We start from the raw sequence: 15,737 nt of genomic DNA on the forward strand, positions 1-15,737 counted from the left end.
CCTGCCATGCCTGCCTCACCCGACCTCCCTCTCGCCGGTCAACCCGAAGGTGGTGAACGCGGTGCGACTCGGCAGGCGGTAGACCTCGCGCCCGCACACCGCGTTGAGGATCGTCGCCGCCCGCCAGGCTGCCAGCCCGAGGTCGGGCGCGCCGACGCCGTGGGTGTGCCGCTCGGCGTTCTGCACGAACACCGACCCGGTGACCGCGGGGTCGAGCCGCACCCGGAAGTCGGCGTCGACCGCGATCCGGCCCGCGGCGTCGCGGCCCACCGCCAGGCCGCCCAGCAGCGGCTCGATGTCCCGCTCGGCGTACCCGGTCGCGCACACCACCGCGTCGGTGCGCACGGTCGCGGTGCTGCCCTGCTGCGCGTGCCGCAGGTCCAGCTCGATCCCCGGCCGCGCGGCGGTCACCTCGACCCCGGGGGCGAAGGTCGCCCGCGGCCAGCCGCCGCCGATGGTGCGCTGGTACAGCTCGTCGTGGATGGCCTCGATGGTCTCGGCGCTGATCCCCTTGTACAGCTGCCACTGCGCGGGGACGAGCCGGTCGCGCGTGCGCTCGTCGAGACCGCGGAAGAAGCGCACGTAGTCCGGGGTGAACTGCTCCAGCCCGAGCTTGGAGTACTCCATCGGCGCGAACGCCGGGGTCCGCGCGATCCAGCGCAGCGCGCCCGCCCTGCGCCGCAACAGGTCCAGCACGACCTCGGCGCCGGACTGCCCGGAGCCGACCACGGTCACGTCCTCGGCGGCCAGCAGCCGATCGCGCGCGGCGAGGTAGTCCGCGGAGTGCGCCACCGCCGCGCCGGGGTCGTCGGCCAGCGGCCGCAGCGGCGGCGGGACCACCGGTTCGGTGCCCACCCCCAGCACCAGGTTGCGCGCCCGGACCGGGCCGCCGGGGACGTCGAGCTCGAAGGCGCCGTCGGACCACCGCATCCCGCGCACCTCGTGGCCGAACCGGCAGCCGGGCAGGCGTTCGCTGGCCCAGCGGCAGTAGTCGTCGTACTCCGCGCGCGGGATGTGGAAGCGCTCGGCGAAGTAGAACGGGAACAGGCGGTCGCGGTCGCGCAGGTAGGCCAGGAACGACAGCGGGTGCGTCGGCTCGACCAGCGACACCAGGTCGGCCAGGAACGGCACCTGCAGGGTGGTGCCGTCGATGAGCAGGCCGGGGTGCCAGCGGAACTCCGGGCGCCGCTCGAAGAACGCGGTGCGCAGGCCGGGCACCGGGTCGGCGAGCGCGGCCAGCGACAGGTTCACCGGGCCGATGCCGACCCCGGCCAGGTCCAGCTCGGTCATGTGGCCGCCTTGGCCACGAGGTCCAGCAGCGGCTGGTAGTCGGCGGGGGTGGTGTGCGGGTGCAGCAGGGTCAGCTTGAGCCAGAGGCCGTCCAGGTGGGCCCGGCCGAGCACGGCGCGGCCCTCGTCCAGCAGGGCGCGGCGCACGGCGGCGACGTCGCGGGCCGCCTTCGGCCGGAACACGACCGTCGACAGGGCGGGCCGCGCCCACAGCTCCAGGTCCGGGTGCTCCTCGACGGCGGCGGCGACGCCGAGCGCGGTGGCGCAGCAGGCGTCGACCAGCTCGCCGACGCCGCGGCGGCCCAGGGCGCGCAGGGTGGCGGCGATCTTGACCGCATCCGGCCTGCGGGAGGTGCGCAGCGAGCGGCCCAGCAGGTCGGGCAGCCCGGCCTCGGTGTCGTCGTCGGCGTTGAGGTAGTCGGCGCTGGTGTCCATCACCCGCAGGGTTTCGGCGTCCCGGCAGGCGAACAGCCCGGCCGCGATCGGCTGCCAGCCGAACTTGTGCAGGTCCAGGGCGATGGAGTCGGCGCTGTCCAGGCCCGCCAGCAGCTCGCGGCGCTCGGTGAACAGCAGCGCCCCGCCGTAGGCGGCGTCGACGTGCAGCCAGGCGTCGCCGGTGAGCGCGGCGATCTCCGGGAGCGGGTCGATGGCCCCGCTGTTGGTGGTGCCCGCGGTGGCGATCACCGCGGCGGGGCCGTCGAGGCCGTCCAGGGCCGCGGCGAGCGCGTCGGGCCGCAGCCGGTCGTCGGCGCAGTCGACCAGGACCGGCCGGGGCAGGCCCAGCAGCCAGGCGGCGCGGGCGACGCTGTGGTGGGCGTTGCGCCCGCAGACCGGGGTGACCGTGCCGTACTTCTCCCTGGCCAGCAGCAGGCCGTACAGGTTGGACTCGCTGCCGCCGGTGGTGACCAGCGCGTCCGGGCGCGGCGCGTCCGGGTAGCACAGGCGGGCGATCGCGTCGGTCACCTGCCGCTCCAGCGCGCTGGCCGCGGGCGCCTGGTCCCAGGAGTCCATCGACGGGTTGAGCGCGCTGGCCGCGAGGTCGGCGACGACCGCGACGGCCAGCGGCGGGCAGTGCAGGTGCGCGGCGCACCACGGGTCGGCCGGGTCGGCGGAGCCCGCGGCGAGCAGGCGGGCCACCTCGGCGACCGCGCCCACGCCCACCCCGTGCTCGGGCAGCACCTCGGCCAGCGCGCCCAAGGCGGCCGGACCGCCCGCGGGCACCGGACCGCCGCGCTCGCGCGCGCCGTCGGCCAGCGCGTCGAGGGTCGGGCCGAGCAGTTCGCGCACCGCCCGCGGCGCGGCGAGGGCGGCCGGGCCGCGCGTGTCGGGACCGCGCAGGCCAGGACGCACCGGGGGCGCGTCGTGCGAAGCGGTCATCGCCAACCCTTCTTAGCTGATCAAGGACAGGCGCCGCGGCCCCATCCGTTCGATCTTGCGATGTTCAGCCGCGCGGCGCCAGGGCCCTGACCATCTCCGCGGGGTCCGCCCCGGTCGGCAGCAGCGCGATCACCGGCGTGGTCAGCCCGGCGGCCTGGTAGGCGGCCACTTTCTCCCGGCACTGCTCCGGGCTGCCGTGCACGATCAGCTCGTCGACGACCTCGTCGGGGATCGCCGCGTTGGCGCCCGCCCGGTCGCCCGCGGCCCACGCCTCGTGCATCGGGCGCAGGACGTCGCCGCGGCCGAGCCAGTCGTGGAAGGCCGCGTACACCGGCACGGTCAGGTAGCTGCTGATCAGCAGCCTGCCCAGGCCGCGGGCCGCCTCGGCGTCCTCGGTCGGGCAGACGAAGATCCGGGCGACCAGCTCGGTGTCCGCGCCCACCTCGGCGCGCACCGTGGCCACGTCGTCCGCCCCGAGCCAGTTGGTGATCGCCCCGTCGGACTGCTGGGCGGCCAGGCGCAGCATCCCCGGGCGCAGCGCGGCCAGCATCAGCTGCGGCGGCACCGTCGGCGGGCGCTCCAAGCGGAACTTCGTCACCGAGAACGTGCCGTACTGCTCGGTGACCTTCTCCCCGGCCAGCGCGGCGCGCAGGAAGTGCAGCGTGTCGCGCACCCGGCGGAACGGCTCGGTGAAGCTGACGCCGTTCCACCCCTCGACGATCGTCGGCGACGACGTGCCGATGCCCAGCACGAACCGGCCGGGGGCCAGCTCGGCCAGCGTGGCAGCGCTCATCGCCAGCAGGCCGGGGCCGCGGGTGTAGACCGGGACGATCGCGGTGCCGAGGCGCAGGCCCGGGGACCACTCCGCGGCCAGCGCCAGCGGGGTGAACGCGTCGGTGCCCGCGGTCTCGGCCGACCACAGGTCCGTGTAGCCGAGGTCGGGCAGTTCCTTGACCAGCTCCCGGTGCGCGGTGAGCGGGACCCCGGTCAACGGCAGCGTGATGCCCCACCTCGGCGTGACGGACATTGCGGCTCCTCTACTCGGTCAGACCCAGCGCGGACTTGAGCCAGCGCACCTGCAACATCATGAAGTTCTCAGCCACGTCGTCCTCCTGTGGCGTCATGTGCGTCACACCGGGCAGTGGCAGCAGCGCGTGCGGGCGGCCCGCGGCGACCAGCGCGCTGGAGAGCCGGATGGCGTGCGCGACCACGACGTTGTCGTCGGCGAGGCCGTGGATGACCAGCAGCGGCCGGTCCAGCTTGGGGGCGTCGTCGATGAGGGAGTTGCGGTCGTAGACCTCGGGCTGCTCGTCGGGGTGGCCCAGGTACCGCTCGGTGTAGTGGGTGTCGTAGAGGCGCCAGTCGGTCACGGGGGCGCCCGCGATGGCGGCGTGGAACACCTCGGGGGCACGCAGCACGGCCAGGGCGGACAGGTAGCCGCCGTAGGACCAGCCGCGGATGGCGACCTTGCCCAGGTCCAGGTCGGGGTGCTCGGCGGCGACGGCGCGCAGGGCGTCGACCTGGTCGGCGAGGGTGACGCCCGCGAAGTCGCCTGCGATGGCGCGCTCCCACTCCGGCCCGCGCCCGGGGGTGCCGCGGCCGTCGACGATGAGGACGGCGAAGCCCTGGTCGGCCAGCCACTGCGGGCCCAGGTAGGCGTTGCGGGTGGCGAGCACGCGCTGGGCGTGCGGGCCGCCGTAGGGGTCCATGAGGACCGGGAGCCTGGTGCCGGGGACGTGCCCGGTGGGGTAGAGCAGGGCCGCGCGCAGGCCGCGCTCGCCGACGGTGAGCAGGTGGGGGTTCGGGGTCAGCGGGGGCGTGACGGCGTGGTTGGCGATCTCGCCCGCGGGCCCGCCCGCCGTGCTCAGCGTGACCTTCGATCCGGACCAGCCCAGCGACCAGGTGGTGAGGATGGTCACGCCGTGGCCGCGGGCCGCGGTGTGCACGCCGTCCTCAGAGGACACCGGGGTGACCGCGTCCTTGGTGGCGGCGAGGACGTGGACCTGTGTGGGGTCGTCGGTGGACGCGGTGAACAGCACGTCGTCGCCGACGTCGAGGACGGCGCGGACCTGGACGTCGGCGCCGGTGACCGGCTCGTCGCCGATGAACAGGCGGGTGGCGCCGTCGTGCGCGGCGACGCGGACGAGGTCGCCCCCCGGGGTCCAGGCGGGCACGCCCTGGACGATCTCGACCCACGTCTCGTCGGTGTCGGTGTGCAGCGCCTCGGTGGCGCCGGTGTCCGGGTCGACGGTGCGGATCTCCAGGGAGCGCTGGTCGCGGGGCTGGGTGGCGATCAGCGGCAGGCCGTGGGCCGACCAGTGCGCGGTGACCAGGTACTCCCCCGCCCAGTCGACGTCGGTCCTGGTCCCGTCGAGGTCGATCACGGCCAGGCGCACGGTGACGTTGGCGGTGCCCGCGGCGGGGTAGGCCACGGTCTTCGGCTCGGCGGCGGGGTTGGCCGGGTCGCCGATGTGCCAGCGCTGGACCTCCCTGCGGTCGGTGTGCGCGACCAGCAGGCGGGTTCCGTCGGGGGACCACCAGTAGCCCCGGGAGCGGTTCATCTCCTCGGCGGCGATGAACTCCGCGAGGCCCCAGGCGCGGTCGTCGCCCTCGGGGACGGCGATGGCGCGGTCACCGGTGCCGTCGACGCCGATGACCCGCAGGGCGTTGTCGGCGACGTAGGCGATGTGGCGGCCGGTCGGGTCGGGCCGCGGGTCGACGATCGAGCCCGGGGTCGGCAGCTCGCGCGCCTCCCCGGTGGCCGCGTCGGCGACGAAAAGGCGCCCGGACAGGGCGAAGGCCGCGATCCGCGCCCCGGCGTCGGTGGCGTAGCCCACAACCCCGCCACCCTGCTCCCGGCTGCGCTCCCGGCGCGCCCGCTCCTCCGGCGGCAGCTCCTCGGTCCCACCCAAGAGGACGGCCGGGTCGGCAAGCCGCGTCTCGGCCCCGGTCGCGAGGTCCCGCCGCCACAACACATGCGTGCGGTCCTCCCCCGACGCCGACCGCAGGAACAGCACCCACCCCGGGGCGATCCGGAACTCACGGGGGGCACCGAGGGTGAACCGCTGGGTCCGCGCCTGTAGGCGCAGGAAGGAGGTCTCGTTGGTCACGCCGGACAACCTATCCGGACGACCCCTGCCCACCGGTGAAGGTCACCGGAGTTTCTTCGCCTGTCCCGAGCCTCTCCACAGCCGGTCCCAGACTCGGCCGACCGAAGTCATCCCAGCGGGTCGTGGTCGGTGAGTTTGGCCAGTTCGGCGGCGACGTCGAAGGTGGCGGCCGGGGTTTGGGGGGCCAGGTCTTCCAGCGTCTCCAGCAGGAGGCTTGCCACCGCCCAGTTGCGGTACCACTTGCGGTCGGCCGGGATCGCGTACCACGGGGCCACGGTCGAGCAGCGTTGGAGGACCGCCTGGTACGCCTCCTGGTAGGCGCTCCACTTCGCGCGGGCGTCGAGGTCGCCCGTGTTGTACTTCCAGTGCTTGGCGGGATCGCCCAGCCGGGCCAGCAGGCGCTCGCGCTGTTCCTCCGGGGAGATGTGCAGGAAGCACTTGACCATCGTGATGCCCGAGTCGGCGAGTTCGGCCTCGAAGTCGTTGATCTCGTCGTAGCGCGGCTCCCACTCGCTCTGCGGGATCAGGCCGTCGACGCGCACCACGAGGACGTCTTCGTAGTGCGAGCGGTCGAACACGCCGATCTGGCCGACGGTGGGCACCTGCTTGCGGATGCGCCAGAGGAAGTCGTGGCGCTGCTCCGCGCGCGTGGGCTTCTTGAACGACGCGATGCGCAGGCCCAGGGGGTTGAGCAGGCCGACGACGTGCTTGATCGTGCCGCCCTTGCCCGAGGTGTCCATGCCCTGCAGCACCAGCAGCACGCCGCGGGTCCCCTCGGCGTACAGCGCTTCCTGCAGCTCGGCCAGGCGGGCGCCGATGCCGGGCAGGGCCGCGGCGGCCTCGGCCTTCGAGGCGGGACCGACCGGCGTCGAGCGCGGTTCCGGGAGGACGGGAGCGCGGTCCGGACGTACCCTCAGCGCGTCGCGGACCGTCTTCTTCTTGGCCATGTTCGGAGGGTAGACCTCCTTCCAGCCGCCCGCTTGCGCAACTTTCCGTCGAAACCGGGTTGAACAGCGCAACGTTTCCGCAGGACAAGCAACATTACGCGGATGAAATCGTCGCTGCCCTCCCCTTAACCTGAGCCCATGACCGCGACCGTCCCACCCGCCGCCGCACAGCAGGCCGACTTCATCGGTCTGGACGAGCACTGGAGCCCGCACAACTACCACCCGCTGCCCGTGGTGATCGCCGAGGCCGAGGGCGCGTGGGTGACCGACGTGCGGGGACGCCGCTACCTGGACTTCCTGGCCGGGTACTCCGCGCTCAACTTCGGCCACCGCCACCCCGCGCTGGTCGCCGCCGCGGTCGAGCAGCTCGGCCGGGTCACGCTCACCAGCCGCGCGTTCCACCACGACCAGTTCGGGCCGTTCTGCCAGGAGCTGGCCGAGCTGACCGGCACCGAGATGGTGCTGGCGATGAACTCCGGCGCCGAGGCCGTCGAGTCCGCCGTCAAGATCGCCCGCGCGTGGGCCCACCGGGTCAAGGGCGTCCCGCGCGACACCGCCGAGATCATCGTCGCCGGGGGCAACTTCCACGGCCGCACCACCACCATCGTCTCCTTCTCCACCGACCCGGTGGCGCGCGCGGACTTCGGGCCGTTCACCCCCGGCTTCACCGTCGTCGAGTACGGCGACGCCGCCGCGCTGGCCGCGGCGATCACCGACCGGACCGCCGCGGTGCTGGTCGAGCCGATCCAGGGCGAGGCGGGCGTGGTCGTCCCGTCCGCGGAGTACCTGCGCGCGGTCCGCCGCCTCTGCGACGACAACGGCGTGCTGTTCATCGCCGACGAGATCCAGTCCGGCCTGGCCCGCACCGGCACCCTGTTCGCCCTCGACCACGCCGGGGTGCGCGCCGACGTCTACACCCTGGGCAAGGCCCTCGGCGGCGGCATCCTGCCGGTCTCGGCCGTGGTCGGGCGCCGCGACGTCCTCGGCGTGCTGCGCCCCGGCGAGCACGGCTCGACCTTCGGCGGCAACCCGCTGGCCTGCGCGGTGGGCCGGGCGGTCATCCGGCTGCTGTCCACCGGGGAGTTCCAGGAACGCTCCCGGGTGCTCGGCGCCCACCTGCACGGCAGGCTGAACGAGCTGGTGGGCCACGGCGTCAGCGAGGTCCGCGGCCGCGGGCTGTGGGCGGGCGTGGAGCTGTCCGGCGGGCTGCCGGGACGGGCGGTGTCCGAGGCGCTGATGGGCCGTGGCGTGCTGTGCAAGGAGACCCACGACTCGACGCTGCGCGTGGCGCCGCCGCTGGTGATCACCGAGGCCGAGATCGACCAGGGGGTGGCCGCCATCGCCGAGGTCATCGGGTCAGCGAACTAGCGGTGTGACCCACGCCCTGGGTCACACCACCAGCAGGAAGACCACACCGCCGACGACCGGTCCGGTGAGCGCGCCCACCACGACCTGCGCGGCGGTGTGGTCCCCGAGCACGACCCGCGACCAGCACACCAGGGCGAGCGGGGCCAGCAGGAGCAGCGACCACGGCCCGTGGAGCAGGGTGACCAGGGCGACCGCGCCGCCGGACACCGCCGCGTGCAGGGAGATCTTCCAGAACCGGGTGACCGCCAGGCACACCGCCAGCGTGACGACCATCGCCACCGACAGCGCCAGGACCTCGCCCGGCGCGTCGGCCAGCAGCAGGATCGCGATGCCGACTACCGAGGACGCCAGCCCGACCAGCAGCGGAACGGTGCGGTGCTCGCGGTCGCGGACGTGGTGGCCGTCCCAGCGCCCCGCGCGGGCGCCGCGGATGATGAACAGCATCGGCAGGACGCTGGAGAACAGCGCCACTTCCAGGCCCCACAGCACGGTCGGGCCCACCTGGCCGGTCGCGTGCCAGGCCACCACCATGGGCAGGACCAGCACGACGACGGCCGGGGAGAACACCTCTGTCGCGACGCGGGCCACCGGGATCTCCACCAGACCGATACTGGCAGGCGCGCCCGACCCATCCGCGCGCCGGTGGTGGCCGAATGGGGGATGGACGTCCCCTGACCGGATCGGAGTCGCCGTGGCCGCACGCACCCCTGTCGCCAGCACGCTGGCCGAGTTGGCCGAGCGGGTGCTCGGCGCGCCGCTGCCGGTGCGGCTGCGGGCCTGGGACGGCAGCGAGGCCGGACCCGCGGACGCGCCGGTCGGCGTGGTGCGCTCGCGACGGGCGCTGCGCAGGCTGCTGTGGAACCCGGACGAGCTGGGGCTCGCGCGCGCGTACGTCAGCGGTGACCTCGACGTGGAGGGCGACCTGGGCGCGGCGCTGTCGCTGTTCTGGGCGATCAACCGGGGAACCCCGCGGCTGTCCCTCGGCGAGAAGCTGGGCGTGGTGCGCGCGGGCCTGCGCCTCGGCGTGCTCGGCCCGCGCCCGCCGATCCCGGCCGCCGAGGCGCGGCTGAGCGGGCCGAAGAACTCGAAGGCGCGGGACAAGGCCGCGATCTCCCACCACTACGACTTCTCCAACGCCTTCTACCAGCTGATCCTCGACCCGCGGATGGCCTACTCCTGCGGCTACTGGACTTCCGACTCCCCCGACTACACCGTCGATGACGCCCAGCGCGACAAGCTCGACCTCGTCTGCCGCAAGCTGGGCCTGCGCCCCGGGACGCGGATGCTCGACGTCGGCTGCGGCTGGGGCTCGCTGGCCATCCACGCCGCGCGCCACCACGGGGTGCACGTCACCGGCATCACCCTGGCCAGGGAACAGCGTCAGTTCATCCTCGACCGCGTCGGGGAACTGGGGCTCGCCGACCGCGTCGACATCCGGCTGCAGGACTACCGCGACCTCGCCGACGAGCCCTTCGACGCCATCGGCACCCTGGAGATGGGCGAGCACGTCGGCGCGGCGAACTACCCGGTCTACGCCGCCACCCTGTTCCGGATGCTCAAGCCCGGCGGGCGCCTGCTGCTGCAGCAGATGTCGCGCGGCGCGAACGCGCAGGGCGGCGGGGCGTTCATCGAGACCTACATCGCCCCGGACATGAACATGCGCCCGGTCGGGCAGACCGTCGACCTGCTGGAGGGCGCGGGCCTGGAGGTCCGCGACGTGGAGGCGCTGCGCGAGCACTACGTCTGGACCGTGCGCGCCTGGTGGCAGACGCTGGAGCGGCGCTGGGACGAGGTGGTGGCGCTCATCGGCGAGGAGCAGGCCAGGGTGTGGCGGCTGTACTTCGCGGGCGGCGCGCTGGCTTTCGAGGAGAACCGGATGGGCGTCGACCAGATCCTGGCCGTGCGGCCCACCCCGAGCGGGGCAGGCGGGATGCCGCGCACCCGCGCGGACCTGCTCGCCGCCCGGGTCGACGCGTGAACTTCCTGGTGACCGCGGCGGCGGTCGCGGTGTTCGTCCTCGCCGTGTTCGCCGTCAGCGTGCGGCGGGGCAGGTACGACACCATCGACACCGCCTGGGGCCTCGGTTTCGCGCTGATCGCCCTCGTCGCGTTCGGACTGTCCTTTGGCGACGGCCCGAACGCGCTGCGCGCCACCGTGGCGGCCCTGACCGTGGTCTGGGGTGTGCGCCTCGCCGCGCACCTGCACGTCCGCAACCACGGCAGGCCGGAGGACCGGCGCTACGTCGAAATCCTCGGCAAGGCCAAGGGGAACCCGCGCCTGCACATGCTGCGCGTGGTGTTCCTGACCCAGGGCGCGCTGATGTGGGTGATTTCGCTGCCCGTGCAGGCCGCCCAGTACGGCCAGCACTCCTTCGGCCCGCCGGCCGCGCTCGGCGTCCTGCTGTGGGTGGTGGGCTTCACCTTCGAGGCGGTGGGCGACCACCAGCTGCGCCGCTTCACCGCCGACCCGGCCAACGCCGGGCGCGTGCTCGACACCGGCCTGTGGCGCTACACCCGGCACCCGAACTACTTCGGCGACGCCTGCGTGTGGTGGGGCCTGTACCTGATGGCCTGTCACTCCTGGCTCGGCGCTGCCACTATCGTCGCCCCGATCACCATGACGTTCCTGCTGGCCAAGGGCACCGGCAAGCCGCTGACCGAGCGGCACTTGCGCTCCAGCCGCCCCGGCTACGCCGAGTACGTGGCCAGGACCAGCGGGTTCCTGCCGCTCCCACCAGCGAAGACCCGACAAGGAGACCGATGAAGACCGGCGACACCGTCCCCGATTTCACCCTGGCCGACGAGACCGGCGCGCAGCGCCCGCTCTCGGAGTTCCTGGCCACCGGCCCCGTCGTGCTGTTCTTCTACCCCGCCGCCATGACCGGCGGCTGCACCGCGGAGAGCTGCCACTTCCGCGACCTGGCCAGGGAGTTCGCCGAGGTCGACGCGCACCGGGTGGGGATCAGCCCGGACTCGGTGGACAAGCAGGCCCAGTTCTCGGCGATGCACACCTTCGACTTCCCGCTGCTGTCGGACCCCGACGGCACGGTGGCCAAGCTGTTCGGCGTGCGCCGCCGGTTCGGCCCGCTGCTGACCAAGCGCAAGACGTTCGTCATCGACACCGACCACACGGTGCTGGCCGAGATCAAGAGCGAGCTGCGCTTCAACGTCCACGCCGACCAGGCGCTGGAGGTCCTGCGCTCGCGCAAGACCTCCAGCTGAGCGGCTACTTCGGCGGCGCGACGATCACGTCGGCGGGCACCGGGGCGTCGGTGCCGAGGGCCTCGAACAGCCGCAGCGCCTTCGCCTTGTCCCACCGGATCACCGCGCCGACCCCCTGGACGCGCTCACCGCCACCCATCGGCACGGTGGTGGTGAGCAGGTCGCTGGAGCCCATGGCCATCGCCAGGGGCAGCAGGTTGTGCAGGCTGTCGCCCTCGTCGACGGTGACCGCATCGGGGGCGGCGACCAGCAGCGGGAACATCCGGAACGGGTTGACGATCGTGCCGAAGCTGGTGGCCTTGTCGGTCAGCGCGCTGATGAACTCCCGCTGGCGGATCACCCGGTCCAAGTCGGCGCGCGGGCCGACCCGGGTGCGGACGTAGCCCAGGGCCTCGGCGCCTGCCAGCTCCTGGCAGCCCGCGGGCAGGTTGATGCCCGCCAGCGGGTCCTTGATCGGGTCCTTGAGGCACATCTCCACGCCGCCGACGGCGTCGACCAGGTCGGCGAACCCGCCGAGGCCGATCTCGATGTAGTGGTCCAGCCGCAGGCCGGTGCTGATCTCCACGGTCTGGGCGAGCAGCTGCGGGCCGCCGAAGGCGTAGGCGGCGTTGAGCTTGTTGCGGCCCTTGCCCGGGATCGGCACGTAGGAGTCGCGCAGCAGGGACACCAGGGTGGGCGGGGTGTCGTTGTCCGGGATGTGCATCAGCATGATCGTGTCGGTGCGCCTGCCCTGCGGCGCGCCGGTGCTGAGTTCCTTCTGCCGCTCCTCGGAGAGGTCCTCGCGGCTGTCGGAGCCGACGATGAGCCAGTTGGTGCCCGCGCCCGCCGCGGGCCTGCCCTCGTAGTCGCCCAGCGCGGCGGTCCGGTTGAGCGAGCTCTCGCCGTAGATCCAGAGCCCGCCGATGAGGGCGACGATCAGCAGGAGCACGACCAGCACGATCCGGCCGGGCCTGCGCCTGCGCCGGGGGCGTGCGGGCGGGGCGCCGTAGCCGCCGCTGGGAGGGGGCGGCCTGCGGTTGCCGGGGCCCGGACGGCCGTCGGGGTGGTAGGGCGGCGGCCGGTTGCCCTGGCGATGGCCGGGCTGCTGCTGTCCGTAGCTCATGAAAGACCACCCGACCGTGTGACGAACACCGTTTCCTTCCGTGTGGGAGTCTCCCACTGCTTACTGAAGGGACGCCGCGCGCCCGGGGGAGGTTGCTCAGCGCCCGATCGAGAGCTGGCGGACGCCCAGGTAACCGGACCGGAATCCGGCTTCGCAGTAGGCCAGGTAGAACTCCCACATCCGGCGGAACGTGCTGTCGAAGCCCAGCTCCGACACCTCGGGCCAGCGGTCCAGGAAGCGCACGCGCCACTGGCGCAGCGTCTCGGCGTAGTCCAGGCCGAAGTCGCGGAAGGCGCGCACCCGCATATCGGTGTGCCGGGCCAGGGTCTGCTCGATCGCCTCCGTGGAGGGGATGATGCCGCCCGGGAAGATGTACTTGTGAATCCACGTGTACGACTCGCGCGTGGCCATCATCCGGTCGTGCGGCATGGTGATGGACTGCAGGCCGAACCGGCCCCCAGGGCGTAGCAGGCGGTCCACGGTGGCGAAGTACGTCGGCCAGTAGCGCTCGCCGACGGCCTCGATCATCTCCACGCTGACCACGGCGTCGTAGGAGCCCTGGGCTTCGCGGTAGTCGCGCAGGACGACCTGGACGCGGTCGGCCACCCCGGCCTCGCTGACGCGCTTCTCGGCCAGCGCCTTCTGCTCGGCGGACAGGGTCAGCGTCGTGACCCGGGCGCCGCGCCGCGCGGCCCGGATGGCCAGGGCGCCCCACCCGGTGCCGATCTCCAGGACGTGGGTGTCCGGGCCGACCCCGGCGTAGTCCAGGACGCCGTCGATCTTGCGGAGCTGGCCCGCGGCCAGGTCGGCGCAGCCGGGGGCGAACCACGCCGATGAGTAGGTCATGGTCTCGTCGAGGAAAGTGGCGAACAGGTCGTTGGACAGGTCGTAGTGGCGCTGGATGTTGCTGCGCGAGCCCACCGGGGTGTTCTCCTCGGTGGCGGGCTGGCGGCGGTCGACCCAGCGGCGGAACGCCTGCAGGCGCGGCGGGACGAGGGTGCCCATCCGGGCCGCGAACTCCGTCAGCACCTCCGCCAGCGCGGTGCTGGACCAGTCGCCTGCCATGTAGCTCTCGCCGAACCCGATCTTGGCGTCCACGCCGAGGCGGTGGAAGAACGCCTCGGGGCGCTCGACCCGCATCACCGGGGAGCCCGGGCCGCCCGCGCCCGCGCGGGTGCCGTCGGGGTAGACCACGCGCACGGACAGGGTCCGCACCGCGTTGGTGAACAGCGCGCGGGCGATGCGGGCGCGGAAGGGGTCGCACGGCGGGCTGGACAGCGCTCCCCACCGCCCGGCGGTGTCGGCGCGCGTCGGCATCTCGGTCGCTGGACACCATCCTGGGGAACGTGCCGCGGTCGGGGGACAACGGGTATCCGGCGCAGCCACAGGGCGATGCCGTGCTTGCGGATGAGGGCGCTGACCCGCTGGGGCAGCAGGCGCCCGCGCAGCACCATCCGGACCACCTCCCCGGCCGACGGCGACCGGCGGGTGCCGGACACCGTGGCGGTGAAAGGTGTCTTCCCGGCCTGGCGCAGGGTAATCGTCACCGAAAGCGTGACACCCGGACGAGGGACGCGCATGAGGTATTCGCCGCCCGTCTCCAAGAACGGTGAGACGTAGAACTCTTTGTCCACGCAGGCCCGGGACCGCTCGTCGGGGCGCAACAGGTAGCAGTGGCGCTCGCCATAGGTGTTGTGCACCTCGGCGACGACGCACTCGACCTCGTCGTCCTCGTTATGCACCCAGTAGAGGGTCAGCGGGTTGAACACGTGGCCGAGGACGCGGGCGTTGGCGAGCATGAGCACCCGGCCGCGGACGGTGACGCCGTGGCGGGCGAGCCAGGACGCCAGGTTGTCCTTGATGGTGGCTGCCGGGTCGCCGAGGTGGTCGGCGGCGCGGAAGCCCGCCAGCGGGCCCAGTCGCGGCAAGGCGTCGAGGTCGACCAGCCAGTAGTGCACGCGGTGGCGGAAGGCGCGCTCGACGCGCTCGAAGCGGGTGTGGGTGACCTCGGCGTCGTACAGGGCGCTCCTGTCGCGCAGCGCGGTCATCGGGCCCATCCGGCGCCGAACGCCTCCGCGGCGCGGACCCCGGAGGCGCAGCCGTCCTCGTGGAAGCCCCAGCCGTGGTAGGCGCCCGCGTAGGCGACCCGCTCGTCGGTGAGACCCGGCAGGCCGCGCTGGGCGGCCAGCGTGTCCGGGGTGTAGATCGGGTGCTCGTAGACCATGCGGCGCAACACCTTGTCCGGGTCGACGCGGTCCTCGGCGTTGAGGGTGACCACGTAGTCCTCGGGTTCGGTCAGGCGCATGAGGCGGTTCATGTGGTAGCTGACCCGGACCGGGCCGCCGTCCGCGGAGCACGTGGGCTTGAGGTAGTTCCAGGACGCCGCCGCGCCGCGGGCGCGGGGCAGGATCGAGGTGTCGGTGTGCAGCAGTGTCTCGTTGACGGAGTACTCGAACGCGCCCAGGACAGCCCGCTCGGCGTCGGTGGGCGCGGCGAGTAAGCGCAGGGCCTGGTCGGGGTGCGTGGCCACGACGACCCGCGCGAAGCGGTGCGGGTCGTCGGCGTCGTCACGGACCTCGACGTGGTCGCCGTGGCGGATCAGGGCGCGCACCGGGGTGGAGACCTGCACCGCCGAGAGGCCCTTGGCGGCCCGCTCGACGTAGCCGCGGGAGCCGCCGACGACCGTCCGCCACCGCGGCGAGCCGCTGACGGCCAGCAACCCGTGGTGGTGCAGGAACTCGAACAGGTAGCGGGCGGGGTAGCGCATGGTCGGCTCCGGCCCCGAGGACCACACCGCGGAGACGACCGGGATGAGGAAGTGGTCGACGAAGTAGCGCGAATAGCCGCCGATGACGACGAACGCGCGCAGCGTGGTGTCGCCCGGGTCGCCGTCGAGGACGCGCCTCGCGTGCAGGTGAAAGCGTTTGACCTCGGCGAGCATCCGCAGGAAGCGCGGCCTGGCGACGCTGGCGGTCTGGGCGAAGACCCCCCGCGCGCCGCGCGCTCCCGCGTACTCCAGCCCGCAGCCCTCGCAGCGCACGCTCATCGACATCTCCGAGTCCCGGGTGCTCACCCCGAGTTCGGCGAACAGGCGCAGCAGGTTCGGGTAGGTCCGCTCGTTGTGGACGATGAACCCGCTGTCCACCGCGGCGACCCGGCCGTCGCTGGTGGGCAGGTCGTGGGTGTGGGCGTGGCCGCCGATGCGGTCGTCGGACTCGAACAGGGTCACGTCGTAGCGGCGCTGGAGCAGGTAGGCGGCGGTGAGGCCGGACACCCCGCTCCCGATCACGGCGACCCGGTCCCGATCGACACCCAGCACGGCG

The 15,737-nt window shown here is 73.3% G+C and carries 13 protein-coding genes and 1 pseudogene; 4 read left to right on the forward strand and 10 right to left on the reverse strand.

Features of this window, described 5'->3' with window-relative positions; translation table 11 throughout:
* Window positions 1-15 precede the first annotated feature (15 nt).
* From ACTG9Q_RS16505 to ACTG9Q_RS16525, 5 genes are all read right to left on the reverse strand, one after another.
* A complete protein-coding gene (locus ACTG9Q_RS16505; RefSeq protein WP_455573665.1) occupies window positions 16-1,290 on the reverse strand; it encodes a lysine N(6)-hydroxylase/L-ornithine N(5)-oxygenase family protein in 1,275 nt (424 codons plus the stop codon).
* The gene (locus tag ACTG9Q_RS16510) at window positions 1,287-2,666 is read right to left on the reverse strand and encodes a pyridoxal phosphate-dependent decarboxylase family protein (protein WP_455573666.1); all 1,380 of its coding nucleotides are present in this window, start codon (window positions 2,664-2,666) and stop codon (window positions 1,287-1,289) included. Before ACTG9Q_RS16510 ends, ACTG9Q_RS16505 begins: the two co-directional genes overlap by 4 nt.
* A gap of 64 nt (window positions 2,667-2,730) precedes the next feature.
* Window positions 2,731-3,693 carry an LLM class F420-dependent oxidoreductase gene (locus ACTG9Q_RS16515; RefSeq protein WP_455573667.1) on the reverse strand — a complete coding sequence of 321 codons (963 nt, stop codon included), beginning with the start codon at window positions 3,691-3,693 and terminating at the stop codon, window positions 2,731-2,733.
* A gap of 10 nt (window positions 3,694-3,703) precedes the next feature.
* Window positions 3,704-5,776 (reverse strand): prolyl oligopeptidase family serine peptidase, encoded by a 2,073-nt coding sequence (locus ACTG9Q_RS16520; RefSeq protein ID WP_455573668.1) that lies wholly within the window; start codon window positions 5,774-5,776, stop codon window positions 3,704-3,706.
* Window positions 5,777-5,883: 107 nt separating this feature from the next.
* On the reverse strand, window positions 5,884-6,723 hold the full coding sequence (locus tag ACTG9Q_RS16525) for a PPK2 family polyphosphate kinase (RefSeq protein WP_455573669.1): 840 nt from the start codon (window positions 6,721-6,723) through the stop codon (window positions 5,884-5,886).
* Window positions 6,724-6,861: 138 nt separating this feature from the next.
* Here ACTG9Q_RS16525 and rocD point away from each other — a divergent pair, with 138 nt between their 5' ends.
* Window positions 6,862-8,091 carry an ornithine--oxo-acid transaminase gene (gene rocD, locus ACTG9Q_RS16530; RefSeq protein WP_455573670.1) on the forward strand — a complete coding sequence of 410 codons (1,230 nt, stop codon included), beginning with the start codon at window positions 6,862-6,864 and terminating at the stop codon, window positions 8,089-8,091.
* Between the two features lie 21 nt (window positions 8,092-8,112).
* Here rocD and ACTG9Q_RS16535 read toward each other — a convergent pair whose 3' ends face one another.
* The gene (locus tag ACTG9Q_RS16535) at window positions 8,113-8,691 is read right to left on the reverse strand and encodes a hypothetical protein (RefSeq protein ID WP_455573671.1); all 579 of its coding nucleotides are present in this window, start codon (window positions 8,689-8,691) and stop codon (window positions 8,113-8,115) included.
* Window positions 8,692-8,782: 91 nt separating this feature from the next.
* On the opposite strand from ACTG9Q_RS16535, the gene ACTG9Q_RS16540 reads away from it, so the two are divergent.
* The 3 genes from ACTG9Q_RS16540 to ACTG9Q_RS16550 are packed head-to-tail and all read left to right on the forward strand — an operon-like array spanning window position 8,783 to window position 11,312.
* On the forward strand, window positions 8,783-10,069 hold the full coding sequence (locus ACTG9Q_RS16540) for a class I SAM-dependent methyltransferase (protein ID WP_455573672.1): 1,287 nt from the start codon (window positions 8,783-8,785) through the stop codon (window positions 10,067-10,069).
* The gene (locus tag ACTG9Q_RS16545) at window positions 10,066-10,854 is read left to right on the forward strand and encodes a DUF1295 domain-containing protein (RefSeq protein ID WP_455573673.1); all 789 of its coding nucleotides are present in this window, start codon (window positions 10,066-10,068) and stop codon (window positions 10,852-10,854) included. Before ACTG9Q_RS16540 ends, ACTG9Q_RS16545 begins: the two co-directional genes overlap by 4 nt.
* Window positions 10,851-11,312 (forward strand): peroxiredoxin, encoded by a 462-nt coding sequence (locus ACTG9Q_RS16550; protein ID WP_455573674.1) that lies wholly within the window; start codon window positions 10,851-10,853, stop codon window positions 11,310-11,312. Before ACTG9Q_RS16545 ends, ACTG9Q_RS16550 begins: the two co-directional genes overlap by 4 nt.
* Before the next feature lie 4 nt (window positions 11,313-11,316).
* Here ACTG9Q_RS16550 and ACTG9Q_RS16555 read toward each other — a convergent pair whose 3' ends face one another.
* The 4 genes and pseudogenes from ACTG9Q_RS16555 to ACTG9Q_RS16570 form a co-directional block, all read right to left on the reverse strand.
* Window positions 11,317-12,414, reverse strand: coding sequence for an LCP family protein (locus ACTG9Q_RS16555; RefSeq protein ID WP_455573675.1), 1,098 nt, complete (start codon window positions 12,412-12,414; stop codon window positions 11,317-11,319).
* Window positions 12,415-12,510: 96 nt separating this feature from the next.
* The gene (locus ACTG9Q_RS16560) at window positions 12,511-13,731 is read right to left on the reverse strand and encodes a class I SAM-dependent methyltransferase (protein ID WP_455573676.1); all 1,221 of its coding nucleotides are present in this window, start codon (window positions 13,729-13,731) and stop codon (window positions 12,511-12,513) included.
* A gap of 44 nt (window positions 13,732-13,775) precedes the next feature.
* Window positions 13,776-14,471 (reverse strand): annotated as a pseudogene (locus ACTG9Q_RS16565) (DUF1365 domain-containing protein); the annotation flags it as partial.
* Entirely contained in the window at window positions 14,459-15,733 is a 1,275-nt protein-coding gene (locus tag ACTG9Q_RS16570) for an NAD(P)/FAD-dependent oxidoreductase (RefSeq protein ID WP_455573677.1), read from the reverse strand. The gene ACTG9Q_RS16570 and the pseudogene ACTG9Q_RS16565, both read right to left, overlap by 13 nt.
* Between the last annotated feature and the right edge of the window lie 4 nt (window positions 15,734-15,737).

The organism is Actinokineospora lacus, from assembly GCF_053813445.1.